The organism is Pseudomonas taiwanensis DSM 21245, assembly GCF_000425785.1.
GTDB lineage: Bacteria > Pseudomonadota > Gammaproteobacteria > Pseudomonadales > Pseudomonadaceae > Aquipseudomonas > Aquipseudomonas taiwanensis.
The window spans coordinates 141984-167713 of record NZ_AUEC01000005.1; the positions used below are offsets into that span (position 1 = coordinate 141984).

At 62.2% G+C, this 25730-nt stretch carries 22 protein-coding genes; 12 read left to right on the forward strand and 10 right to left on the reverse strand.

Annotation, left to right across the window (positions count from 1 at the left end):
* Window positions 1–44: 44 nt before the first annotated feature.
* The 9 genes from H620_RS0100650 to H620_RS26825 form a co-directional block, all read right to left on the reverse strand.
* The gene (locus tag H620_RS0100650; protein WP_023382091.1) at window positions 45–1199 is read right to left on the reverse strand and encodes an ABC transporter ATP-binding protein; all 1155 of its coding nucleotides are present in this window, start codon (window positions 1197–1199) and stop codon (window positions 45–47) included.
* A gap of 3 nt (window positions 1200–1202) precedes the next feature.
* Window positions 1203–2048: a carbohydrate ABC transporter permease gene (locus H620_RS0100655; protein WP_023382093.1), complete on the reverse strand. Its 846-nt coding sequence runs from the start codon at window positions 2046–2048 to the stop codon at window positions 1203–1205.
* Window positions 2041–2949: a carbohydrate ABC transporter permease gene (locus tag H620_RS0100660; protein WP_027906572.1), complete on the reverse strand. Its 909-nt coding sequence runs from the start codon at window positions 2947–2949 to the stop codon at window positions 2041–2043. The genes H620_RS0100655 and H620_RS0100660 overlap by 8 nt, the downstream gene beginning before the upstream one ends.
* A 167-nt stretch (window positions 2950–3116) precedes the next feature.
* The gene (locus H620_RS0100665; RefSeq protein ID WP_023382095.1) at window positions 3117–4403 is read right to left on the reverse strand and encodes an ABC transporter substrate-binding protein; all 1287 of its coding nucleotides are present in this window, start codon (window positions 4401–4403) and stop codon (window positions 3117–3119) included.
* A gap of 185 nt (window positions 4404–4588) precedes the next feature.
* Window positions 4589–6043, reverse strand: a complete 1455-nt coding sequence (locus H620_RS0100670) for an ATP-binding protein (protein ID WP_023382096.1) — start codon at window positions 6041–6043, stop codon at window positions 4589–4591.
* Entirely contained in the window at window positions 6024–6749 is a 726-nt protein-coding gene (locus tag H620_RS0100675) for a response regulator (protein ID WP_027906573.1), read from the reverse strand. The genes H620_RS0100670 and H620_RS0100675 overlap by 20 nt, the downstream gene beginning before the upstream one ends.
* 127 nt (window positions 6750–6876) lie before the next feature.
* Window positions 6877–7836 carry a glucokinase gene (locus tag H620_RS0100680; RefSeq protein WP_023382098.1) on the reverse strand — a complete coding sequence of 320 codons (960 nt, stop codon included), beginning with the start codon at window positions 7834–7836 and terminating at the stop codon, window positions 6877–6879.
* On the reverse strand, window positions 7833–9659 hold the full coding sequence (edd, locus tag H620_RS0100685; protein ID WP_023382099.1) for a phosphogluconate dehydratase: 1827 nt from the start codon (window positions 9657–9659) through the stop codon (window positions 7833–7835). Before edd ends, H620_RS0100680 begins: the two co-directional genes overlap by 4 nt.
* A 72-nt stretch (window positions 9660–9731) precedes the next feature.
* Window positions 9732–9926 (reverse strand): hypothetical protein, encoded by a 195-nt coding sequence (locus H620_RS26825; protein ID WP_148299931.1) that lies wholly within the window; start codon window positions 9924–9926, stop codon window positions 9732–9734.
* Between H620_RS26825 and gap the strand changes: the two genes are divergently transcribed.
* From gap to H620_RS0100715, 6 genes are all read left to right on the forward strand, one after another.
* Entirely contained in the window at window positions 9925–10926 is a 1002-nt protein-coding gene (gene gap / locus H620_RS0100690; protein ID WP_023382100.1) for a type I glyceraldehyde-3-phosphate dehydrogenase, read from the forward strand. The genes H620_RS26825 and gap overlap by 2 nt on opposite strands.
* 188 nt (window positions 10927–11114) lie before the next feature.
* Window positions 11115–11627 carry an RNA polymerase sigma factor gene (locus tag H620_RS0100695; RefSeq protein WP_023382101.1) on the forward strand — a complete coding sequence of 171 codons (513 nt, stop codon included), beginning with the start codon at window positions 11115–11117 and terminating at the stop codon, window positions 11625–11627.
* A gap of 91 nt (window positions 11628–11718) precedes the next feature.
* Window positions 11719–12681 (forward strand): FecR family protein, encoded by a 963-nt coding sequence (locus tag H620_RS0100700; RefSeq protein ID WP_027906574.1) that lies wholly within the window; start codon window positions 11719–11721, stop codon window positions 12679–12681.
* 178 nt (window positions 12682–12859) lie between these two features.
* Window positions 12860–15451: a TonB-dependent receptor gene (locus H620_RS0100705; RefSeq protein WP_027906575.1), complete on the forward strand. Its 2592-nt coding sequence runs from the start codon at window positions 12860–12862 to the stop codon at window positions 15449–15451.
* Between the two features lie 143 nt (window positions 15452–15594).
* Window positions 15595–16191: a biliverdin-producing heme oxygenase gene (locus H620_RS0100710; protein ID WP_023382104.1), complete on the forward strand. Its 597-nt coding sequence runs from the start codon at window positions 15595–15597 to the stop codon at window positions 16189–16191.
* 53 nt (window positions 16192–16244) lie between these two features.
* Entirely contained in the window at window positions 16245–16667 is a 423-nt protein-coding gene (locus tag H620_RS0100715) for a YbaN family protein (protein WP_023382105.1), read from the forward strand.
* Here H620_RS0100715 and arcD (H620_RS0100720) read toward each other — a convergent pair.
* A complete protein-coding gene (gene arcD / locus H620_RS0100720; protein WP_027906577.1) occupies window positions 16647–18074 on the reverse strand; it encodes an arginine-ornithine antiporter in 1428 nt (475 codons plus the stop codon). The genes H620_RS0100715 and arcD (H620_RS0100720) overlap by 21 nt on opposite strands.
* A gap of 429 nt (window positions 18075–18503) precedes the next feature.
* Here arcD (H620_RS0100720) and arcD (H620_RS0100725) point away from each other — a divergent pair, with 429 nt between their 5' ends.
* From arcD (H620_RS0100725) to H620_RS0100750, 6 genes are all read left to right on the forward strand, one after another.
* Window positions 18504–19931 carry an arginine-ornithine antiporter gene (gene arcD, locus H620_RS0100725; protein ID WP_023382107.1) on the forward strand — a complete coding sequence of 476 codons (1428 nt, stop codon included), beginning with the start codon at window positions 18504–18506 and terminating at the stop codon, window positions 19929–19931.
* A gap of 33 nt (window positions 19932–19964) precedes the next feature.
* Entirely contained in the window at window positions 19965–21218 is a 1254-nt protein-coding gene (arcA, locus tag H620_RS0100730; RefSeq protein WP_023382108.1) for an arginine deiminase, read from the forward strand.
* 69 nt (window positions 21219–21287) lie between these two features.
* A complete protein-coding gene (locus H620_RS0100735) occupies window positions 21288–22298 on the forward strand; it encodes an ornithine carbamoyltransferase (protein ID WP_023382109.1) in 1011 nt (336 codons plus the stop codon).
* Window positions 22299–22453: 155 nt separating this feature from the next.
* Window positions 22454–23383 (forward strand): carbamate kinase, encoded by a 930-nt coding sequence (arcC, locus tag H620_RS0100740; RefSeq protein ID WP_023382110.1) that lies wholly within the window; start codon window positions 22454–22456, stop codon window positions 23381–23383.
* A 57-nt stretch (window positions 23384–23440) separates the two neighbouring features.
* Entirely contained in the window at window positions 23441–23809 is a 369-nt protein-coding gene (locus H620_RS0100745; RefSeq protein WP_023382111.1) for a DUF5064 family protein, read from the forward strand.
* 192 nt (window positions 23810–24001) lie between these two features.
* Window positions 24002–25510 carry a sigma-54-dependent transcriptional regulator gene (locus H620_RS0100750; RefSeq protein WP_023382112.1) on the forward strand — a complete coding sequence of 503 codons (1509 nt, stop codon included), beginning with the start codon at window positions 24002–24004 and terminating at the stop codon, window positions 25508–25510.
* Window positions 25511–25730 lie beyond the last annotated feature (220 nt).

Consider the following 25730-nt stretch of genomic DNA (forward strand, 5'->3'; position numbering starts at 1 on the left):
ATCCTTTTGCGTCCTCTTTGTTCTTATTTGATGGTGTAGACGTTTCAACGTCCCTTGAAGCGGGCCACGTTGTCCTTTACTGCAGCGCTGCTGGCGGCAGGGTCCAGGCGCTCGCCGGTGGCGGCGTCGAACAGCAGCACCCTGGCCGGGTCGAACTGCAGGTTGAGGTTGTCACCGACCCGGCACGCCACATCCGGCGCCAGTCGGCAGCAGACCTTGGTCTGGTTGAGGGTGACGAACACCAGCAGGTCCGGCCCGGTGGGCTCGGTAACTTCGACCTCGGCGCGAATCCCTGGCAAGCCATTGCCCTCGCCGGCTCCCAGCGAGATCTGCTCCGGGCGGATACCAAGGATGATCTCGCGCCCATCGAGCGTATCGCTGGCCGCCCCCAGCGGCAGCTCGCACCGTGCCTGGCCACTGTCGAGCAAGGCCAGCAGGCGGCCCTCCTGCTTCGTCAGACGCACAGGGATGAAATTCATTGGCGGCGAACCAATGAAACTGGCCACGAACTGGTTGGCGGGGTCGTTATAGATCTGCTGTGGCGTGCCGAACTGTTGAATGATGCCGTCCTTCATCACCGCTACCTTGTCGCCCAGGGTCATGGCCTCGATCTGGTCGTGGGTCACGTACACCGTGGTGGTGCGCAGGCGTTGGTGCATGAGTTTCATCTCGGTGCGCATCTCTACCCGCAGCTTGGCATCGAGGTTCGATAACGGCTCGTCGAACAGGTAGATCTTCGGCCGCCGCGCCAGGGCCCGGCCCATGGCTACCCGCTGCTGCTGACCGCCGGACAGCTGGGCCGGCTTACGGGCGAGCAAGTGCTCGATCTGCAGCAACTTGGACACCCGCGCCACCTCCTCATCGATGGCGGCCTGCGGCATCTTGCGAATCTTCAGGCCGAACTCGATGTTCTCGCGCACGCTCATGGTCGGATACAGGGCATAGGACTGGAACACCATGGCGATATCGCGATCCTTCGGACTCATGCCGCTGACATCCTGGTCGTCGATCAGGATCGCGCCCCCGGTGATCTGCTCAAGACCCGCGATGCAGTTCATCAAGGTCGATTTGCCACAGCCCGAAGGGCCCACCAGGATCAGGAACTCACCGTCCTTGATCGACAGCTGAATGTCCTTGAGGGTGTCCGGCAAACCGCTGCCGTAGGTCTTGTTGACGTTGCGAAGTTCAAGCGTTGCCATGACTTACCCCTTGACGGCGCCGGCGGTCAGCCCGCGGACGAAATACTTGCCTGCCACCACATAGACCAGCAGGGTTGGCAGGCCGGCGATCATCGCCGCTGCCATGTCGACGTTGTATTCCTTGGCCCCGGTGCTGGTGTTGACCAGGTTGTTCAGGGCCACGGTGATCGGTTGCGAATCGCCACTGGAGAACACCACCCCGAACAGGAAGTCGTTCCAGATCTGAGTGAACTGCCAGATCAGGCAGACCATGATGATCGGCGTCGACATCGGCAGGATGATGCGGCGGAAGATGGTGAAGAACCCCGCGCCATCAAGACGCGCCGCCTTGACCAGCGCATCCGGGACGCTTACGTAGAAGTTGCGGAAGAACAACGTGGTGAAGGCCAGGCCATACACCACGTGCACCAGCACCAAGCCACTGGTGGTACTGGCCAGGCCGAGCTTGCCGAGGGTGAACGAAGCTGGCAGCAAGACGGTCTGGAACGGCAGGAAGCAGCCGAACAGCAACAACCCGAAGAACAGCTGCGAACCACGGAAGCGCCACATCGACAGCACGTAACCGTTCAGCGCACCGATGGCCGTGGAGATCACCACGGCCGGGACGGTGATCAGGATCGAGTTCCAGAAGTAACCGCTTACCGTGCTCCAGGCCTTGACCCAGCCGATGCCGGTGAACACCGCCGGCCAGCTCAACAGGTTGCCGCTGCCGATGTCTTCCGGGGTCTTGAAACTGGTCAGCACCATCACCACCAGTGGTACCAGGTACAGCAGCACGGCCATCAGCAGCACTGCATGGATGGCGAGACGACCAAGGCTCATCGCCGGTTTGTCCAAAGGGCTATGCATGGCGCTTGCTCCTGAGCTCGGAGTACAGGTACGGCACCAGGATCGCGAGAATCGCCACGAGCATCAGGATGGCGCTGGCCGACCCCATGCCCATCTGACCGCGACTGAAGGTGAAGGAATACATGAACATGGCCGGCAAGTCGGAGGAGTAACCCGGCCCGCCCGCAGTCATCGCCGCCACCAGGTCAAAGCTCTTGATGGCGATGTGCGAGAGGATCATCAACGCGCTGAAGAACACCGGGCGCAGGCTCGGCAGCACCACGGTCCAGTAGATGCGCGGCAGACTGGCCCCGTCGATCTGGGCGGCACGGATGATCGACTGGTCGACACCCCGAAGCCCGGCGAGAAACATCGCCATGATGAACCCCGAAGCCTGCCAGACAGCGGCGATGACCAGGCAGTACACCACCCGATCGGGGTCGATCAGCCAATCCAGGCGAAAACCCTCCCATCCCCAGTCACGCAGCAGCTTGTCCAACCCCATGCCAGGGTTGAGCAACCACTTCCAGGCGGTGCCGGTGACGATCATCGACAGCGCCATCGGGTACAGGTAGATGGTGCGGATGAAGCCCTCGCGACGGATGCGCTGATCGAGCAGCACCGCCAGCAGGACGCCAATGGCCAGGGTGATGGCGATGAACAGCCCGCCGAACACCAGTAGGTTCTTGCTGGCTACCCACCAGCGGTCGTTGTCGAACAGACGGGCGTATTGCGCCAGGCCTGCCCATTTGTACGTCGGCAGGAAGGTGGACGTGGTGAACGAGAGGACGAAGGTCCACAGGATATAGCCATAGAAGCCCACCAGGACGATGAACATGCTCGGCGCCAGCACCAGTTTCGGTAGCCAGCGCTGTAGAGCGTCCAGGGGCGAGGCCCGCAGTCGGGCGGTTGTCGTAGTCATGATTGAAACCCCGATTCAGGAATGGGACGTCCTGGTGTAGGAGTGACCTGTGGAAGCGGGCCTATCTGCGAACAAAGGCCAAGCCCTTGACCTGCAATCGCGGTGTACGCTTCGCGGGTGAGCCCGCTCCCACAGGGACCGTGCCGGATCTACGGCTGTGACATCGGCTACTGGGCAGCCTGGATCGCCGCTGCCAGCTTCTTCGCCGCATCGGCCGGGTCGGCCTTGGGGTCGTTGATGTAGTTGGTCACCACATCGAAGAACGCGCCCTGCACGGCCAGGGTCGTGGCCATGTTGTGCGCCATGCTCGGTTGCAGACCGCCGTTGCCAGCATCGGCAAGGAAGTCCTTGGCAGAGGCCTGGGCGCAGGCATCGAAGCCGTACTGCCCCATCTGCGCGAGCATGTCGTTGCGTACCGGAATCGACCCCTTGTTGGTGCTGAAGAGTTTCTGGAAGTCCTTGCCGAGCACGATCCGGGCAATATCCTGCTGGCCTGCTGCGGTGCCCTCATCCTTCTGCTTGAACACCACCAACGAGTCGATGTTGTACAGGAAGGCCTTTTCGGTACCGGGGAATGGCACGCACTGGTAGTCCTTGCCGGCGGTTTTCTTCGCCAGGGTCCACTCGCTCTTGGCCCAGTCGCCCATGATCTGCATGCCTGCCTTGCCGTTGATGACCTTGGCCGCTTCGAGGTTCCAGTCCTGGCCCTTGCCGTCAGGGTCCATGTAGGTGGCGAGTTTCTTCAGCTCGGTCAGGGTCTTGACCATTCCAGGCCCGGTCAGGGCGTCCTTGTCGAGTTCGACCAGTGCCTTCTTGTAGCCGTCGACGCCCATGACCGAGAGCGCCACGCTCTCGAACACGGTGCTGTCCTGCCAGGGTTGGCCGCCATGGGCGAGCGCAATGAAGCCAGCAGCCTTGAGCTTGTCGGCAGCGGCGTAGAATTCCTCGAGCGTTGCCGGTGCCTTGTCGATGCCGGCTTTCTTGAACACCTCAGGGTTGATCCACAGCCAGTTGGTGCGGTGAATATTCACCGGCACCGCCACGTAGTCACCGTCGTACTTCACGGTGGCAGCGACTTTCTTGTCGAGCAGGGTGTCCCATTTTTCCTGCTCGGCGACAGGCTTGAGCACATCGGCGTCGAGCAGACCGGTGGCGGCCCAATCCTGGATGTCGGGGCCCTTGATCTGGGCCACGGCGGGCGGGTTGCCGGCCACTGCGCGACTCTTGAGCACGGTCATGGCCGTGGCACCACCACCGCCTGCGACGGCGCCATCCTTCCAGGTGAAGCCATCTTTCTCGACCTGGGCCTTGAGCACATCGGCTGCGGCTTTTTCTCCACCCGACGTCCACCAGTGCACCACCTCGACATTGCCTTTGGAATCGGCAGCAAGGGCGCTTAATGGGAGGAGCGAAGCGAGGGAGATCGCGGCAGCGAGGCGGAGCGTGGAATACATGAGAGCACCTTTTCTTGTTGTTATGCCGGGCAAGACTGTCGCTTGCATGGCATGAGTCTAATCAGCGCACGGACCACGCCAGGTAACGAAGCGATGTGCGAATGTCATCGTTTGGTTACATTCACTGTCCACTGCGCGCACAACCGCCTAGGAGCACCCGTGGAGGGCCGCCACCGACCGCCCAGTCAATCGGCCCCACGCGGCAGGTACAACGTCACCCTCAACCCACCCTCGCGCAGGTTGAGCAGACTCACCTCTCCCCCATGGCTATGGGCGATGTTGCGCGCAATCCCCAGGCCCAATCCGTACCCTTGCTGCTGCCCGGCCAAGCGGAAGTGGGGCTCGAACACCTGCTCCAGGCGCTGCTCCGGCACCCCGGGGCCCTGGTCATCCACTTGCAGGACAAACCCCTCGGCACTGTCGAGGATGCGCAAATGCGCCCGCTCGCCGTACTTGATGGCATTGTCGATCAGGTTGCCGATGCACCGGCGCAAGGCCAGCGGCTTGCCCGGATACGCCGCCAGGGCGCGCCCCTCGAGCGTGATCCTGCCATCGCCCAGGTATGGCTCGGCAAGGATTTCCAACACCTGGTTGAGGTCGATCGGCTCGATGTTCTCGTGAATGTCGGTGTCCTTCACGCATTGCAACGCACCCTTGACCAGCAACTCCAGCTCATCCAGGTCCTGGCTGAACTTGGCTTGCAGGCGCTCGTCCTCCAACAGTTCGACCCGCAGACGCAAGCGAGTGATGGGCGTTCGCAGGTCATGGGAAATGGCGCTGAACAGCTGGGAGCGCTCCGTGAGGTAGCGGCTGATGCGCTCGCGCATGTTGTTGAAGGCGCGGCCCACTTCGGCCACCTCGCTGCCACCACCTTCGACCACGGGCGCCACATCGGCCCCCAGCGACATCTCCCGCGCCGCCCGGGCCAGACGCTTGAGCGGCCAGCTCTGCCAGTGCACCAACAGACCGATGAACAGCAACAGCAATGCAGTGGTCAGCACGATGAAACCGATCTGCTGGCGTGGCAGGCGCTCGGCCTCCAGGCTGGTATAGGGCTCGGGCAGCAGCGACGCGATGTACAGCCACTCGCCCTCGCCCAGACGGATCTGCGTCACCAGCACAGGCGGGTTGAGCGGTTCCAGGGTCAGCGAATAGTGCGCCCAGGAGCGCGGCAGCTCGTCGAGCTTCAGGCCGCTATTGAAGATACGCAGGTCATCGGGGCTGACGAACTCGACGGAGATCTCCATCTGCGGCCCGAGCCGTTCGTGCAGCACTTGCTGAAACACCTCGATCACTGCCTGCTTACGCGGCGTGATGGGCAGCACCGGCATCTCCAGTGGCTTGTCGTTGAGCGAGACGAAGAAACGCGTGCCACCCATGCTGCGCAACTGGTCCAGGACCATCGGCCGGAAAGCCACCGGCAACGAGCGGAAATAGCTGACACTGGCACTCATGGAATGGGCAAGGCTGGCGGCGCTGGCACGCAGCCCCTGCAACTGGCTGGCCCGCAACTGAGCCACCCAGATCACGCTCGACAGGCCCTGGGCGACCAGCACCACCAACAGGGTCAGCAGCAGCATGCGCCCCAGCAACGAGCGAGGCAGCAGGCGCCAGCGCCGCTCAGGACGTGCAGTGGACATTGGCGGCCAGCAGGTAACCACTGCCGCGCACAGTACGGATCAACCGCGGCGGCTTGTCGGTATCACGCAAGCGTTGACGCAGGCGGCTCACGCCCATGTCGACGATGCGATCCAGGGGCATCGGCTCGCGGCCACGGGTGGCGTTGCCAATGGTGTCGCGGTCGAGAATCTGCTGGGGGTGATCGAGAAACAGCTTGAGCAAGGCGAAGTCGGCGCCGGACAGGGTCACTTCCTCGCCATCGCGGTGGAACAGGCGGTGACTGACCGTGTCCAGACGCCAGTCGTCGAAGGCCAGCACCACCCCGTTGGGCGTGGCCTGGCCAAACTCGGCACGACGCAATAGCGCCTTGATGCGCGCCTGAAGTTCACGGGGGCTGAACGGCTTGCCCAGGTAATCGTCGGCCCCCAGTTCCAGGCCGATCACCCGGTCGGCTTCGTCGGAGCTGGCGGTGAGCATGATGATCGGCACCCGCGATTGACGAGGGTGCTGGCGAATCCAGCGGCACAGGCTGAAACCGTCTTCGTCGGGCAGCATGACATCCAGGATCACCAAGTCGCAGGGGGTGTTTTCCAGTGCCCGGCGAAATCCCTGACCGTCGGCTTCGGCATGCACCTGGAAACCGGCACGACTCAAGTAGGTTTGCAACAGTTCACGGATCTCCTGGTCATCGTCGACCATGAGGATCGATTTTCCGGCAGTGCTCAAGGTATCCCGCCCTCTCGTTGTCGCAGGTCTTGGTCGCCTGCTGCATGGGCCGCTTCGCGCCCCAATCGCCGGCAAGCCGGCTCCTCTCTGCCAATCGGGGGCGCAACAGCGCCCCTTTTCTGGAAACTCAGTGATCCAGCGCCTGCCCTAACGCCACCCCAGCGCCCAGCAAGCCGGAAAACTCAGCCGTCACCAACCACACCGGGACGCCAGCGAAGTAACCGCTCATGCAGCCCTTGTCAGCGAAGCTCGTGGCAAAACCGCTGCTCAGGAACAACTCGGCAAAACGCGGAATCACACCGCCGACAATATAGACTCCGCCCCGCGCGCCCAAGGTAAGAACATTGTTACCGGCCACCCGTCCGAGGAACCGGCAGAACTGCTCGATCACCTCCAGCGCCCGTGGCTCACCGGCCAGCGCGGCGTCGGTGACCTCGGCAGGGGTCTTGTGTCGCGGGGCTTGGCCATCCAGCGCGCAAATGGCTTGATACAAGCGCACCAGCCCCCCCCCACTGAGCACGGTCTCGGCGCTCACATGGCCAATCTGGCTGTGGATCTGCTGATGGATAGCCGCTTCACGGGCATTGCCCACCGGCAGGTCAACATGCCCGCCCTCGCCCGGCAAAGCCAGCCAACGCTGATCCTCCAGGCGCAACAAGCTACCGACTCCCAGACCCGTTCCCGGGCCGATGACCAGCGCGGGTCGCGAGAGGTCTGGCGTCCCTGGACAAACCTCGCGGAACTCGCCTTCACGCAGACGGGTCATCCCCAGGGCCATGGCGGAAAAGTCATTGAGCAGCAGCAACCGTTCGACCTGCAACGTCTGGCAGAAGGCGCTACGGCTCAGGCGCCAGTGATTGTTGGTGAAGCGAAACTCGTCGCCACTCACAGGCCCTGCCACTGCCAGGCACACGGCCTCAAGGCCGCCGCGGGCGATACCCTGCTCGGCCAGGTAAGCCTCGATGGCCTGTTCGGGGCTGGTGTAGTCCGCTGTCGCCAGTACCTTCACGGCCTTGAGCTGGTTGTCGCGCCACAGGGCAAAACGTGCATTGGTGCCACCGATGTCGCCGACCAGCAATGCCTTCATTTGAGGTTCTCCAGAGCCGAGGTAAAGGCGCTTGCCCCCTTCTCGGCCGGGCTGAACGCCATACGCATGAAGCCGAACAGCTCGCGCCCGCAGCCCAGGTCGTTGCCCTGGGGCGCTGGCGGCAGATCGCGGCTGGCCAGTTCCTCATTGGAAACCATCACCCGCAGCGTGCCTTCGACACCATCGACGCGCACGATATCACCATCGCGCACCCGTGCCAGCGGGCCACCGTCAAAGGCTTCGGGACAAACGTGGATCGCTGCCGGGATCTTGCCCGAAGCACCGGACATGCGCCCGTCGGTCACCAGTGCCACCTTGTAGCCGCGGTCTTGCAGCACCCCGAGGAACGGCGTCAGCTTGTGCAGCTCTGGCATGCCATTGCAACGTGGCCCCTGGAAGCGCACCACAGCAACGAAATCGCGCTCCAGCTCGCCGGCCTTGAAGGCATCGGCCAGGGATTGCTGGTCGTGGAACACCCGGGCCGGAGCCTCGACGACCTGATGTTCAGCCGCCACGGCAGACACCTTCATCACACCACGGCCGAGGTTGCCCTCCATCACCCGCAGGCCACCTTCGGCCGAAAACGGCCGCGCCACCGGACGCAGGATACTTTCGTCCAGGCTTTGAGTCGGGCCTTCGCGCCATACCAACTTGCCATCCTCCAGGAACGGCTCCTGCGTATAACGGCGCAGGCCGTGGCCAGCCACGGTGTTGACGTCCTCGTGCAGCAGCCCGGCATCGAGCAGCTCGCGGATCAGGAACGACATGCCGCCCGCCGCCTGGAAGTGGTTGATGTCAGCCTTGCCGTTCGGATAGACGTGAGACAAGGTCGGCACCACCTCGGACAGGTCGGCCATGTCCTGCCACGTCAGCTGAATGCCCGCCGCCTGGGCAATGGCAGGAATGTGCAGGGTGTGATTGGTGGAGCCACCGGTGGCATGCAAGGCGACGATGGAATTGACCAGCGCTTTCTCATCGACGATTTCGCCCAAGGGCATGAAGTTGCCGCTGGCCTTGGTCATCCGGGTGACCTGCTGGGCGGCCTCGGCAGTCAGCGCCTCGCGCAGTGGGGTGTAAGGGTTTACGAACGAGGCTCCCGGCAGGTGCAGGCCCATCACTTCCATGACCAGCTGGTTGGTGTTGGCGGTGCCGTAGAAGGTGCAGGTCCCGGGGCTGTGGTAGGACTTCATTTCCGATTCCAGCAGCTGCTCGCGGGTGGCCTTGCCCTCGGCGTAACGCTGGCGCACATCGGCCTTCTCCTTGTTGGAGATACCCGAGGGCATGGGGCCACCTGGCACGAAGATGGTCGGCAGATGCCCGAAGCGCAGTGCCCCCATCATCAATCCGGGCACGATCTTGTCGCAGATACCCAGCATCAATGCGGCGTCGAACATGTTGTGCGACAGGGCGACCGCTGTGGACATGGCGATCACTTCGCGGCTGGCAATGGCCAACTCCATGCCCGGCTCACCCTGGGTCACGCCATCGCACATGGCAGGTACGCCACCTGCGAACTGGCCGACCGAGCCGACCTCACGAAGGGCTCGCTTGATCTGGTCGGGGAAGTGCAGATAGGGCTGATGCGCCGAGAGCATGTCGTTGTAGGCCGAGACGATGGCGACGTTGGCCGCGTTCATCATTCGCAGGCTTTGCTTGTCCTGAGCGCCGCAACCGGCCACACCGTGGGCGAAGTTAGCGCACTGCAGGCTGGCACGCATGGGTCCGTCGGTCGCCGCCCCTCGAATCAGCTGCAAGTAGCGTTCACGGGTGGCACGGCTGCGCTCGACCAGCCGTTGGGTAACCTCAAGGATGCGCGGATGCATGTACTGGACTCCAGACTAACGGTAAGGGCGGTTTACCGGGGCATTTCCCCTTCAAACGATTGCCACCTAGGCTCATGGAAACAGGGCCTGACGCATCGACAAAGGGGCTTTCCCAACCACTCGTTGTATATTTAAACAAAATACTGCCATCAAAAAGGCTTGTTTTCTATCTGCCAGTGAATAATCTTGTAATTCCAACAACAAAACCGTTTCAGTGAAGCTCCTTTTTGCCACAAGCTTCACTCGGACTGCCAGAGGTAATGCCATGACCCTTCGTATCGCGATCAATGGATTCGGCCGCATCGGGCGCAATGTCCTGCGCGCACTGTATACCCAAGGCTACCGCCAGGACTTGCAGGTCGTCGCCATCAACGACCTGGGTGACAGCGCGATGAACGCCCATCTGCTCAAATACGACAGCGTGCATGGCACCTTCGACGCCATCGTCGAGGCAGACCATGAGAGCATCACGGTCAACGGCGACCGCATCGCCGTCAGTGCCATCCGCAACCCGGCCGAACTGCCCTGGAAAGCCGAAGCGATCGACGTGGTATTCGAATGCACCGGCCTGTTCACCGAACGGGCCAAGGCGGCTGCCCACCTGGCCGCGGGAGCCGGCAAGGTGATTGTCTCGGCACCGGCCAAGGGCGCCGATGCCACCGTGGTCTATGGCGTCAACCACGACATCCTGCGCGCCTCGCACCAGATCATCTCCAATGCCTCGTGCACCACCAACTGCCTGGCGCCGATCGCCCAGGTGCTGCACCGTGAGTTCGGCATCGAGCAAGGGCTGATGACCACCATCCACGCCTACACCAATGACCAGGTGCTGACCGATGTGTACCACAGCGACCCGTACCGGGCACGCTCGGCCACCCAGTCGATGATTCCGAGCAAGACCGGCGCGGCCGAGGCGGTCGGCCTGGTACTCCCGGAACTGGCCGGCAAGCTCACCGGCATGGCCGTGCGAGTGCCGGTGATCAACGTGTCGCTGGTCGACCTCACCGTCAACCTCAAGCGCGAGGTCAGCAGCGACGAGGTCAACCAACTGTTCCTGGAGGCGAGCCGGCATTCCAAGGTGCTGGGCTACAACGCCCTGCCGCTGGTGTCGTGCGACTTCAACCATAACCCGCTGTCGTCGATCTTCGACGCCAACCACACCCGCGCCAACGGACGCATGCTCAAGGTACTGGCCTGGTACGACAACGAGTGGGGGTTCTCCAACCGCATGCTGGATAACTGCCTGGCTTTGTGCAGCGCGCGCTGATCCCTCGGCCGTGTCGCCGGCAAGCCTGCTCCCAGTGGGAGCAGGCAGGCTTGTCTCGCGAGAGGCCTCTACAGCAACTCATTTAACTGCACTGCCGACAATCTTTACCTTTTACTAACACTTTCGGGCTTGACCCTGCGAGCGGATGATAAGCATTATCATTAACTTTTCATCGGCCAGGTCCCACCGTGAGTCAGTCCCGGTTCAACTCCGTCTTCCTCGTTCAGCGCCTTAGCTTGCTGCGCACCCTGCAGCGCATGGTGGGCAACCCCAGCACCGCCGAGGACTTGCTGCAGGAAACCTACCTGCGGGTTTCCCGTGCTCTGAGCGAGCGTCCCATCGAACACCTGGAACCGTTCGTTTTCCAGACCGCGCGCAACCTGGCACTGGACCACCTGCGCACGCGCCGGATGCAGTCGCGTACCCTGGTCGATGACGTGCCCGAAGAGGTCTTGCACAACGTCGCCGCACCGACCAGCAGCAGCGAAGACGCCGCCCACGCCGAACAGATACTCAAACGCCTGAGCGTGAGCCTTGGCCAGCTTACCCCTCGCCAGCAACGCATCTTCATTCTCAGCCGCCTGCAGGGCGCCAGCTACCTGGAAATCGCCGAGCAACTGAACGTCTCGGCCAGCACGGTACAGAAGGAACTGAAGCTGATCATGGCCATCTGCATGGGTGTGGCCGACCGCCTCAAGTAAGCCGACCGCCCGCCTGATTGGCACGGCCAGGCCCTTGCCATGCCTGACCCAAGCCTTGATCATTCGTGGAAAATCATTTCAAGGATTACCCGTGACCGACAGCCCCGTCACTCACTCGTCACCTGCCGGGCCCGACGCCCGTGCCCGTGCCATGGACGAGGCGCTGGACTGGCTCATCCGCCTGCAATGCGCTGACCAAGACGATACCCGTGCCTTCGAGGCATGGCTGAGCGCCGCGCCGGAAAACGCCGAGGCCTATGTCGAAGCAGAGGCGCTGTGGAATGGTGCCGCTTTGCGCAAGGCGGCGCTGCAACTGAACCAGGAGCAGCGCCGCTCCTTGCATGGGCGCCTGCGACGTCACTGGAAACCCTTGGCCACCGCTGCCGTCCTGATGGTGGGTCTGTTCGCCTTCGGCAACCTGCCGATACGCCTGCAAGCCGATCATCTGACCGTGGTTGGCGAACGTCAGCGGCTGGCATTGGACGGTGGCGCCAAGGTGCTGCTCAACACCCATTCAGCCTTGGCCAGCGACCAGCGCGACGGCCGGTCGATCGCGCGGCTGCTACAAGGCGAGGCTTACTTCCAGGTACCCGGCGGCGCCCAACTGCCGCTGGAAGTGCAAGCAGGCCCACTACGCGCCCAGGTGCGGGACACCGATTTCGCCGTACGCTACCTCGATGGCGAAGCCCAGGTGCGCGTCCAGCGTGGCGATGTGGACTTGCTGGCTGCCAGCGACGAGCGTATCCGCCTCAATGCTGGCGACAGCATCAGTGTCGGCCCCAAAGGGTTCGGCCAGCGCCAACGTCCAGACATGGACAAGGACCTGGCCTGGGTCGACGGCCGCCTGGTGTTCGAAAACTGCCCACTGAGCCAGGTGCTGGCGGAGGTCCGGCGCTACTACCCCGGTTGGATCATCAACCGCAACAGCCAGCTGGACGATGTAGCCGTCACTGGCAACTACCGCCTCGATCAGCCATTGGAAACCTTGCGTGCCCTGGCTCATATCACGTCGGCCCAGTTGCATGAGTACCCGGCCCTGGTCATTCTCAACTAGAAATCCTGCCCTGGCCCCATCGCCGCAATCCGTCGCCAAGCCGAATCACCGACGGCCAGATTATTTTTACGCGATCGCAGCACCCCGCCCGTCACGTTATAGCCAATGCAACTGATTCTTGTTTAAAAACAAGAACAGACATCACCTATAACAGTTCGCGCGTCAGGGAGCGCTTTCGATGTCCACAGCCCCAGCTCGTCCGTCCACCCTTCCCCGCCGTACCGGGCAATTGTCCCTACTGACCCTGGCCCTGCTTGCCAGCGGCGCCTGCTGCTTGCCGGCGCTGGCCGCCGAGCCGGCCCAAGCCAGTAGCCCGCGCATGGGCGACTACCGCTTCGACATTGCCCAGCAACCGCTGGTGGCGGCGATCAATGCGTTCAGCCAGGTCACCGGGTGGCAGGTCGGGTTCAGCGCGCCGCTGGCCGAGGGGATCGCCTCCCCAGGCGTGCAAGGCTCTCTGCCGCCAGATGCTGCGCTCAAGCAGTTGTTGCATGGCACCGGCCTGGGCTTTCGCAAGATCGGCAACGGCAACGTGGTGCTCGAGCGCCAGTCGGCCGGTAAGGCCATCGCCCTGCAGCAGTTGACCGTCAGCGCCACCCGCAGCGCCCAGGAAGTCAGCCAGGTGCCCAGCACCGTGACCGTGCAGAACCGTGAACAGCTGGACCGCCAAAACGTCAACAACATCCAGGACCTGGTGCGCTACGAGCCAGGTGTTTCGGTGGCTGGCACCGGCCAGCGCAGTGGCCTGAACGGCTACAACATCCGCGGCATCGACGGTGAACGCATCCTCACCCAGGTCGATGGCGTGTCCATTCCCGACAGTTTCTTCTATGGCCCCTACGCTCAGACCCAGCGCAATTATGTAGACCCAGAGATCGTCAAGCGGGTGGAGATTCTGCGTGGCCCAGCCTCAGTGCTGTACGGCAGCAACGCCATCGGTGGCGCGGTAAGCTACTTCACCCTCGACCCGGACGACATCATCAAGTCCGGCAAGGACGCCGGTGTGCGCCTGAAGACCGGCTACAGCTCGGCCGACGACAGCTGGCTGACCTCCGCCACGGTGGCCGGTCGCCAGGGCGATTTCGACGCTCTGCTGCACCTGAGCCAGCGCAATGGCCACGAGACCGAGTCCTACGGCAGCCACGGCGGCACCGGCCTGGACCGCACCGAAGCCAACCCGCAGGATGCGCGTACCACCAACGTGCTGGCCAAACTGGGCTGGGACTATGCCGACGATGCACGCCTGGGTTTCACCTACGAGCGTTACAAGGATGACCGCGACCAGAATATCCTCAGCGCCGTGGGCGGACCGTTCATTCCGGGCTTCGGCGGCATGAACGCCTATCGCATGCGTCAGGGTAACGACACCATCACCCGGGAACGCTTCGGCATCGATCACCAGTTCGGTCTCGACAGCCTGGTCGCCGACCATGTGAAGTGGAGCCTGAACTACCAGATCGCCAAGACCGACCAGCGCACAGACGAACTGTACGCGGCATCGGGCCGTGAAGTTATGCGCGAACGCCAGACCACTTACAAGGACCGCCAGTGGGTGTTCGATGCGCAGCTGGACAAGGCCTTCAGCCTCGGCCAGACCGACCACGTGCTGACATACGGCACCACCGTGAAACACGAAAAGGTCACCGGCTCGCGCAGCGGCACCGGCACCTGCCTCAACATCGGAGGCTCCTGCACCTTCGTCGGCCAGGACAGTTCGCGTGACGGCCAGGTGTTGGTCAGCGATTTCCCGGACCCAACCGTCAACACCTACAGCCTGTTCGCCCAGGATGAGATCCGCTGGAACAACTGGACGTTCATGCCCGGCGCTCGCTATGACTACACCCGCATGGAGCCCAAGTTCACCGAAGCGTACCTGCGCGGCCTGCAAGGCTCCGGCACCTCGGCACCTACCGATAGCGACGACTCGGACAAGAAGTGGCACCGCGTGTCGCCCAAGTTCGGCATCACCTATGCCTTCAATGACAACTACACCTGGTACGGCCAATATGCCGAAGGCTTCCGCACACCGACCGCCAAGTCCATGTATGGCCGCTTCGAAAACCAGACCCTGGGCTACAGCGTCAAGGGCAACCCTGGGCTTGAGCCGGAAAAAAGCAAGAGCTACGAGACCGGCCTGCGCGGCAACTTCGATGCCGGTCACTTCGATGTGGCGGTGTTCTACAACAAGTACCGCGACTTCATCGATGAGGACGCCGTGCAAAGCGCCAACCTGGAGCAGACCTTCCAGGCCAACAACATCAGGCATGCCACCATCAAGGGCGCCGAATTCAAGGGCCGCTTGAACCTGGACCACTTCGGCGCGCCGCAGGGCCTGTACACCCAGACGTCGATCGCCTATGCCTATGGTCGCAACGACGACACCGGCCAACCGCTGAATACCGTCAACCCGCTGACCGGTGTGTTCGGACTGGGTTACGAGCAGCCGAATTTCGGCGGCCTGCTGAGCTGGACGCTGGTCAAGCGCAAGACTCGCGTGGACGACACCGCCTTCTATGCTCCGGACGGTTCGAGCACGAAATTCCGCACACCAGGCTACGGTGTCCTGGACCTGACCGGCTTCTACAAAGTGACCGACGACGTCACCCTCAACGCCGGCTTGTATAACCTCACCGACAAGAAGTACTGGCAGTGGGATTCGGTACGCAGCTACGACGGCCAGGGCGAAGCGGCGGTGACCCAGCCGGCCAACCTCGATCGCCTCACCATGCCGGGGCGTAACTTCGCCATCAATGTGGTCTGGGACATCTGATCACCCGTTTTGGTTACCCTATCGCACGGCACCTGCAAGAACCCGCTTGCCGGCGATAGGGCCATCACTGACAAAAACGTTTACGCTCCAATGCACGCTGCTTCGTTATGTCATTAGAAGCCCAAATTTCCCAAGGATTGCCCATGACCACCGAACGCCCAGCCCTGCGCTCCAAGCGACTGAACCAAGTAACCCAGGCCCCCCACTCCGATCTGGACGCCCTGGTCCAATCCCACGCACCGTTCGATACCCGCGAAAGCTTCGCCCGCTTCGTCGCTGCCCAGTACCTGTTCCAGTCCGAACTGCAGGCGCTGTACAACGATCCGAAACTGATCGCCATCGTCCCGGACCTCGCCGCGCGTTGCCGCGCCGAGCAGGCCAGGCTGGACCTCGCTGACCTCGATACGCCGGTGCCAGCGCCAGCGCCCGGCGCACTGCGAAACCCCAGCCTGGGTGAAGCCATGGGCTGGATCTTCGTCTCCGAAGGCTCCAAACTGGGCGCCGCGTTTCTGATCAAGCGCGCCGTGGCGCTGGGGTTGTCCGACCATTTCGGCGCACGTCACCTGGGTGAGCCGGTCGGCGGTCGCGCCGAAGGCTGGAAGCAATTCACGCGTATACTCGATGGCCTGGAGCTGTCGGCCGAGGAAGATGCTGCTGTCGAACGCGGTGCTGTCGCGGCATTCGAACGCTTCACCGAACTGCTTAAGCACGCCTACGCCGCCGATGCTGCGCTGGCCTGATACGCTCTACCCGGCCACCCTTGCGGTGGCCAACCGTTTTTCGCAGTGAGACCATGACACGACCTGCCCGCTCGAAACTGTCCCGCTTGCTCTACGCCACCCTGGCTTATGTCAGCCTGGGCATCGGCCTGGTCGCGATCGTCATTCCCGGTCTGCCAACCACCGAATTCATTCTCCTGGCCGCCTGGGCCGCCACCCGCAGTTCCCCGCGCCTCTCGGCCTGGCTGGAGAATCATGGGGTGTTCGGGCCGATTCTGCGCAACTGGCGCAATGGCAAGGTGATCCAGCGTCGCGCCAAGATCAGCGCCACCTTCAGCATGCTGGTGTGTGCGGCCTTGATGCTGATTTTTCTCGAACACCGCTGGCCGGTGTTCCTGGCCATTACCGGCATGACGCTCGGCAACCTGTGGATCTGGTCACGCCCCGAGCGAGCAGCAGCGCTCGACACTGAAGCATCACAGGCTCAGCAACCCTGAATACAGGGCATACGCCGCCAACCCCGCCCCCACCAGCACGGCAGTGAAAATCAGCTTTTCCCAGGTGGTGAACAAGACCTCCCCCTGCTCTCGCTTGGCGCGGGCGAACAGGATCACCCCCGGGGCATACAGCAGCGCCGACAGCAGCAAATACTTGAGCCCACCGGCATACAGCAGCCAGATCGCATAGAGCAGCGCCACCATCGCCACCAGCAGGTCCTTGCGCCGCAGTGCGCCCTGGCCGGAATAGGTTTCACCACGCAGCGCCAGCAACACCGCATAAGCCGCCGACCACAGGTACGGCACCAGGATCATGGACGATGCCAGGTAGATCAGGCTGGTATACGTACCGGCCGAGAACAGGGTAATCAGCAGGAAGCCCTGGATCATGCAGTTGGTCAGCCAAAGCGCGTTTGCGGGCACGTGGTTGGCGTTTTCCTTCGCCAGGAATCGCGGCATGGTCTTGTCCCGCGCCGTGGCGTAGAGAATCTCGGCGCACAACAAGGCCCAGGACAACAAGGCCCCAAGCAGCGAGATCGCCAGGCCGATACTGATCAGCAATGCCCCCCACGGCCCGACGATATGCTCGAGAACCGATGCCAGCGACGGGTTCTGTAGGCCGGCGAGTTCTGGTTGGGTCATTACCCCCAGAGACAGCACGTTCACCAACACCAACAGCGCCAGTACGCCGAGAAAGCCGATCACCGTGGCCTTGCCGACATCCGAACGGCGCTGCGCACGACCGGAGTACACGCTGGCGCCTTCGATACCGATGAACACGAACACCGTCACCAGCATCATGTTGCGCACCTGGTTCAGCACGTTGCCGAACTGCGGGTTGCTCAAGCCCCAGATATCGCGGGTAAAGATGTCGGCGCGAAAAGCGAAGGCGGCGATCACGATGAAGATCAGCAACGGCACCACCTTGGCCACCGTGGTCACCTGGTTGATGAATGCCGCTTCCTTGATGCCACGCAGTACCAGGAAGTGCACCGCCCACAGCAACAGCGAGGCGCAACCGATGGCCACCGGCGTGTTGCCCTCGCCGAACACGGGGAAATAGAAGCCCAGGGTACTGAACAGCAGGACGAAGTAGCCGACGTTGCCCAGCCAGGCACTGATCCAGTAACCCCAGGCCGAGGAGAAACCCATGTACTCGCCAAAGCCCGCCTTGGCGTAGGCGTACACCCCAGAGTCAAGCTCCGGCTTGCGGTTGGCCAGCGTCTGGAACACGAAGGCCAACGCCAGCATGCCCACGGCAGTGATGGCCCAACCGATGAGCACGGCACCGACATCGGCGCGGGCCGCCATGTTCTGCGGCAGCGAGAAGATGCCGCCACCAATCATCGAACCGACCACCAACGCGATCAATGCGCCAAGGCGCAGCTTTTGTCCCGGTTCGCTCATGGGCCTCCTTCTTATGCGCTGTCATTCATTTGAAACAGCTACACACTCATATAACAAAGCCGGTTTATATGAGCGCAAGCCATTAAAGCTATAGCACTCAGAACTGCGTTGTCTATGCCAAGCCTGCGGAAAAAACCGCCATTGAGAGGTCGCCAGAAAAGAAAGTGATAGCACTCGAAATTATCGTGAAAAATTTGCGAAAGCGGCAAAAGCGGCTAGTTTCAGACTTCGCAGGCTGAACAGAGCGTTTGCTCTAGAAAGACATGGAGGTGCCAGCGCACGAGGCCTGCAGCAGAGCTGTCGGCACGCTCCAGGAGCTACGTGAAGGAATTTTCCCACTTCACGTCGTCATCAGCTGACCCACGTCAGCTAATGATCCAGGCGTCAGATTTACTCTGACGTCAACTTTCTCCTGGTAGGAGTTGTTAAATGTCTGATTCGTCCGGAAAACTAAAACTTGGTGCGTTAGTTGCACTTGTCGTCGGCTCGATGATTGGCGGCGGCATCTTCTCGCTGCCGCAAAACATGGCGGCCAGCGCCGGTGTCGGTGCCGTGTTGATCGGCTGGGCCATCACCGCCGTGGGGATGCTGACCCTGGCCTTCGTGTTCCAGACCCTGGCCAACCGCAAGCCTGACCTGGATGGCGGGGTGTACGCCTACGCCAAGGCGGGCTTTGGCGACTACATGGGCTTCTCCTCGGCCTGGGGTTACTGGATCAGTGCCTGGCTGGGCAACGTCGGCTACTTCGTCCTGCTGTTCAGTACCTTGGGGTACTTCTTCCCGATCTTTGGCGAAGGCAATACGCCTGCCGCCATCGTCGGCGCGTCGGTCCTGCTCTGGGCAGTACACTTCCTGGTACTGCGCGGCATCAAGGAAGCGGCGTTCATCAACCTGGTGACCACGGTGGCCAAGGTCGTGCCGCTGGTGCTGTTCGCCCTGATCTGCCTGTTCGCCTTCAGGCTCGATATCTTCACCGCCGACATCTGGGCCCTGGGCACGCCAGAGCTTGGCAGCGTGATGAATCAGGTGCGCAACATGATGCTGGTCACCGTCTGGGTGTTCATCGGCATCGAAGGCGCAAGCATCTTCTCGTCTCGTGCGGAAAAACGCTCGGACGTCGGCAAGGCCACTGTCATCGGTTTCATCACGGTGCTGCTGTTCCTGGTGTTGGTCAATGTGCTGTCGCTGGGCGTGATGACCCAACCAGAGCTGGCCAAGCTGCAAAACCCATCGATGGCTGCGGTGCTCGAGCATGTGGTCGGCCACTGGGGTGCCGTGCTGATCAGCGTCGGGCTGGTCATCTCCTTGCTCGGTGCCCTGCTGTCGTGGGTACTGCTGTGCGCCGAAATCATGTTCGCCGCCGCCAAAGACCACACCATGCCGGAGTTCCTGCGCCGCGAGAACGCCAAGCAGGTGCCGGCCAATGCCCTGTGGCTGACCAACGCCATGGTGCAGATCTTCCTGGTAATCACGCTGTTCTCGAGCAGTACCTACCTGTCGCTGATCTACCTCGCCACCTCGATGATCCTGGTGCCTTACCTGTGGTCGGCGGCCTATGCCTTCCTGCTGGCCCTGCGTAGCGAAACCTATGAACAGGCCCTGGCCGAACGCAAGAAAGACCTGATCATCGGCGCCATCGCGCTGCTGTATGCCATCTGGCTGCTGTATGCCGGCGGTGTGAAATACCTGCTGCTCTCGGCGCTGCTGTATGCCCCGGGCGTGATCCTGTTCGCCAAGGCCAAGCGTGAAGTTGGCCGACCTGTCTTCACCAACGTGGAAAAGCTGATCTTCGCCGCCGTGGTCATCGGTGCTCTGGTGGCAGCCTATGGTCTGTACGACGGCTTCCTGACGCTTTGATCCACGTCTTCGCTCAATTGGAGGAATGAAACCATGTCCGCTGAAAAACAGAAGTACGGTGTCCACTCCGAAGCCGGCAAACTGCGCAAAGTGATGGTGTGCTCGCCCGGCCTGGCGCACCAGCGTCTGACGCCAAGCAACTGTGACGAGCTGCTGTTCGATGACGTGATCTGGGTCGAACAGGCCAAGCGTGACCATTTCGACTTCGTCACCAAGATGCGCGAGCGCGGTGTGGATGTACTGGAAATGCACAACCTGCTGACCGACATCGTGCAGCAGCCAGAGGCCCTCAAGTGGATCCTCGACCGCAAGATCACTCCAGACACTGTCGGTGTGGGGCTGACCAACGAAGTACGCCACTGGCTCGAAGGGCTTGAACCTCGGCGCCTGGCGGAGTACCTGATCGGCGGCGTGGCCGGCCAGGACCTGCCGGATACCGAAGGTGCCGAAGTGGTCAAGATGTACAACGAATACCTGGGCCACTCCAGCTTCATCCTGCCGCCACTGCCCAACACCCAGTTCACCCGCGACACCACTTGCTGGATCTACGGCGGCGTGACGCTGAACCCGATGTACTGGCCGGCGCGACGCCAGGAAACCCTGCTGACCACCGCCATCTACAAATTCCACAAGGCGTTCACCGGTGCCGACTTCCAGGTGTGGTACGGCGATCCGGACAAGGACCATGGCCAGTCTACCCTCGAAGGCGGTGACGTGATGCCGATTGGTAAGGGCATCGTGCTGATCGGCATGGGCGAGCGCACTTCGCGCCAGGCCATCGGCCAGCTGGCACAGAGCCTGTTCGCCAAGGGCGCAGTCAAGGAAGTGATCGTCGCCGGCCTGCCGAAATCCCGCGCCGCCATGCACCTGGACACCGTCTTCAGCTTCTGCGACCGCGACCTGGTCACAGTCTTCCCGGAAGTGGTGAAAGAGATCGTGCCGTTCATCATCCGCCCGGACGAAAGCAAGCCATACGGCATGGACGTGCGTCGCGAGAACAAGTCGTTCATCGAGGTGGTCGGCGAGCACCTGGGCGTCAAGCTGCGTGTGGTCGAGACCGGCGGCAACAGCTTCGCCGCCGAGCGCGAGCAGTGGGATGACGGCAACAACGTGGTGGCGATCGAGCCCGGCGTGGTCATCGGCTACGACCGCAACACCTACACCAACACCCTGCTGCGCAAGGCCGGGATCGAGGTCATCACCATCAGCGCCGGCGAACTGGGCCGTGGCCGCGGCGGTGGCCACTGCATGACCTGCCCGATCGTACGCGACCCCATCGACTACTAACGTCCATCACGCCCGGCCATCCCCACAAGGTGGTGGCCGGAACATCACCGAACTCAAGGAGAAACTGTCATGGCGTTCAATATCCACAACCGCAACCTGCTCAGCCTGGAACACCACACCACCCGCGAGCTGAAGTACCTGCTGGACCTGTCCCGCGACCTCAAGCGCGCCAAGTACACCGGCACCGAGCAGCAGCACTTGAAGGGCAACAATATCGCCCTGATCTTCGAAAAGACCTCGACCCGTACCCGCTGCGCCTTCGAAGTCGCCGCCTACGACCAGGGCGCCAACGTCACCTACATCGACCCCAATTCGTCGCAGATCGGCCACAAGGAAAGCATGAAGGACACCGCCCGCGTGCTTGGGCGCATGTATGACGCCATCGAGTACCGGGGCTTCAAGCAGGAGATCGTCGAAGAACTGGCCAAGTTCGCGGGCGTTCCGGTCTTCAACGGCCTGACCGACGAATACCACCCGACCCAGATGATCGCCGACGTGCTGACCATGCGCGAGCACAGCGACAAACCGCTGCACGACATCAGCTACGCCTACCTGGGCGATGCCCGCAACAACATGGGCAACTCGCTGCTGCTGATCGGTGCCAAGCTCGGCATGGACGTACGCATCGCTGCGCCCAAGGCCCTGTGGCCCCACGACGACTTGGTCGAACGCTGCCACAAGTACGCCGAAGAAAGCGGTGCTCGCATCACCCTCACCGAAGACCCGAAAGCCGCGGTCAAGGGCGTGGACTTCGTGCACACCGACGTCTGGGTGTCGATGGGTGAACCTGTCGAAGCCTGGGGCGAGCGTATCAAGCAGTTGCTGCCCTACCAGGTGAACAAGGAACTGATGAAGTCCACCGGCAACCCACGGACCAAGTTCATGCACTGCTTGCCGGCGTTCCACAACTCCGAGACCAAGGTTGGCAAGCAGATCGCCGAACAGTACCCACACCTGGCCAACGGTATCGAAGTGACCGAGGACGTGTTCGAGTCGCCAGCATGCATCGCCTTCGAACAGGCAGAAAACCGCATGCACACCATCAAGGCGATTCTGGTGTCGACCCTGGCTGATCTCTAACCGCAATCCCTGTGGGCGCTGGTTCACCCGCGAAAGCGTCAGTCCCGGATTCGCCACGGATGCTGCTCACGCATTCACGGGTAAACCGGTGCCCACAGGGGGCGGTGTCCAGCCCCTGAGCTTCACTCACCTCTTTACATGAAAGGACATTCCCCATGCGTATCGTTGTTGCATTGGGCGGCAACGCCCTGCTACGCCGCGGCGAGCCCATGACCGCTGACAACCAGCGCGCCAATATCCGTACCGCCACCGAACAGATCGCCAAGATTCACCCCGGCAACGAATTGGTCATTGCCCATGGCAACGGCCCGCAAGTCGGCCTGCTGTCACTCCAGGGGCTGGCCTACAAACCCGATGAAGCCTACCCACTGGATGTGCTGGGCGCCGAAACCGAAGGCATGATCGGCTACATGATCGAACAGGAACTGGGCAACCTGCTGGCCTTCGAAGTGCCTTTCGCCACCCTGCTCACCCAGGTGGAAGTCGACGCCAACGACCCGGCCTTCAAGGACCCGACCAAGTTCATCGGCCCGGTCTACAGCAAGGAAGAAGCCGAACGCCTGGCCAAGGAAAAGGGCTGGGTGGTAAAGGCCGACGGCGACAAGTACCGCCGTGTGGTGGCCAGCCCGAAACCCAAGCGCATTTTCGAGATTCGTCCGATCAAGTGGCTGCTGGAAAAGAACAGCATCGTGATCTGCGCCGGCGGTGGCGGCATCCCCACCATGTACGATGAAAATCGCAAGCTCAAAGGCATCGAAGCTGTCATCGACAAGGACCTGTGCTCGTCGCTGCTGGCCGAACAGTTGGATGCCGACCTTCTGATAATCGCCACGGATGTGGATGCGGCGTACATTGACTGGGGCAAGCCGACGCAGAAAGCCATTGCCCAGGCGCATCCCGACGAACTCGAACGCCTGGGCTTCGCTGCCGGCTCGATGGGACCGAAAGTCCAGGCCGCCTGTGATTTCGCCCGTCATACCGGCAAAGTGGCAGTGATCAGCTCGCTGGAGAACATCGAAGACATCGTCAAAGGCACCGCCGGCACGCGGGTGAGCACCGCTACGCCGGGAATCAGCTACCGTTGATGGCAGTCGGCGGGTGCTACGGTGCCCGCCGTTATCAACCTTCCAGAGGATTTCGCCATGGCTCAGTTCAAGCCAGGTCATGTACATATCGAGCGCGACGCGCTGAACAAGAATGACCACAGCTACGACCTCAACATCGAGTACGAAGCATCGCAAGACCCACGGGAAGGCCGGGGCATCCAGTTCCGCATGCATGGCAGCATCGAGGGCAAGGATGTCGATGAAAAGTTCTTCCTGGCCAAAGACCAGGTGCTGCCCAGCTTTCTCATGGTACTGAGCCGTAAAGCGCAGGCACACCTTCCCCCACCGAAGAAATTCGAGACGCTCTCTTCGCCCCACAAGATCTACGACGCGATGTTCGAAGACATTCGCATCAAGCTGGACGTGAAATCGGGCGACCCGATCAAGCCAGAACACCTGGAATGACCGCAAGCCGCGCAGGAGCCCGCTTACCGGCGACGCCGCCGGTACAGCCAATGCACGACAGCCAATCCCACAGGTGCTCCGCCGCTTCAGATAATGCGGAATACCTGTGGCAGCTGGCCCGTCGCGGCGATTGGGCTTAATCCCCCTCCCAAGGCATACTACCGCCCTCCACGGCCACAAGCTCTGCCCCCCATGCGCATCCACGTCAGCTTCATAGACCGCGTCGGCATCACCCAGGAAGTCCTGGCCCTGCTCGGTGCCCGCAACCTCAACCTGGACGCCGTGGAGATGGTCCCGCCGAACGTCTACATCGACGCGCCGACCCTCAGCCCTGCTGTACTGGAAGAGCTGCACGACGCGCTGTTCGAAGTCCGTGGCGTGCAGTCGGTGGAGGTCGTCGACATCCTCCCCGGCCAACGCCGCCACCTGCAACTCGATGCCCTGCTGGCGGCAATGAGCGACCCGGTGCTGGCTGTCGACAGCGCTGGCAAGGTGTTGCTGGCCAACCCCGCCCTGATCGCCCTGTGCGGGCGCGAATCGGCTGGCCGCTCAGTGGGGGAGCTGTTCGGGGATCCAGGGCTGCTTCAGGCCCTGCTGGACAATAACTTCCACTTGCCGATGCGCGAAATGCAGCTCAACGGCCAGAGCCTGCTGCTGGACGCCACGCCGATCACCAATGCCGGCGGCCTGTTGACCCTGTACCCACCCACCCGCATGGGTGAGCGGCTTTCGGCCCTGCACCACGACCATGCCGAAGGCTTCGACGCTCTGCTCGGCGAGTCCCCGGTGATCCGCACCCTCAAGGCCCGAGCCTTGCGCGTGGCAACCCTGGACGCACCGTTGCTGATCCACGGTGAGACCGGTACCGGCAAGGAACTGGTGGCCCGCGCCTGTCACGCGATCAGCAGTCGCCATGCGGCGCCCTTCCTGGCCCTGAACTGCGCTGCGCTACCCGAGAGCCTGGCCGAAAGCGAACTGTTCGGTTACGCCCCGGGCGCCTTCACCGGGGCCCAGCGCGGCGGCAAACCGGGGCTGATGGAACTGGCCAACCAAGGCACGGTGTTCCTCGATGAAATTGGCGAGATGTCACCCTACCTACAGGCCAAGCTGCTACGGTTTCTCAGCGATGGCAGCTTCCGCCGGGTCGGCGGTGACCGCGAGGTGAAGGTCGATGTACGCATCATCAGCGCTACTCACCGCGACCTCGAACGCATGGTGGCCGAAGGCAGCTTCCGCGAAGACTTGTTCTACCGGCTGAACGTGCTGAACCTGCAGGTGCCTCCCCTGCGCGAACGTGGCCAGGACATCCTGATGCTCGCCCACTTCTTCATGCAGCAGGCCTGCACCCAGATCCAGCGCCCGCCATGCCGCCTGGCGCCCGCCACCCATTCGGCGCTGCTGGCCAACCCTTGGCCAGGCAACGTGCGCCAACTACAGAACGTGATCTTTCGCGCCGCCGCCATTTGCGAGGGTAACCTGGTAGACATTGGCGATCTGGACATCGCCGGTACCTCGGTGGCGCGGGGGCAGGATGGCGACGTGGCCAGCCTTGAGCAGGCGGTGGGAGATTTCGAGCGCGAACTGTTGCAGCGCTTGTACGCAAGCTACCCCTCCACCCGGCAACTGGCAGGACGACTACAAACCTCGCATACCGCAATTGCGCAGCGCTTGCGCAAGTACGGCATACCCAGCAAAGCCTGAACCTGGCCTGGGCGTTGCGACTCTTCCGTATCGAAATCAATACACCGTATCGAAACCAATACACCCTCCTGCAAATGCCACTACGCAAGGGTTTGATCCGCCAACCCTTTTGCTACCCGCGCCTTCTGTAGCGTTTTCATTCCACCGAAATGTCAGAAACATTTCTGTAATCACACAAGTCTTTGATTTAAATGAGTTTTTAAATACTGGCCGCATATTT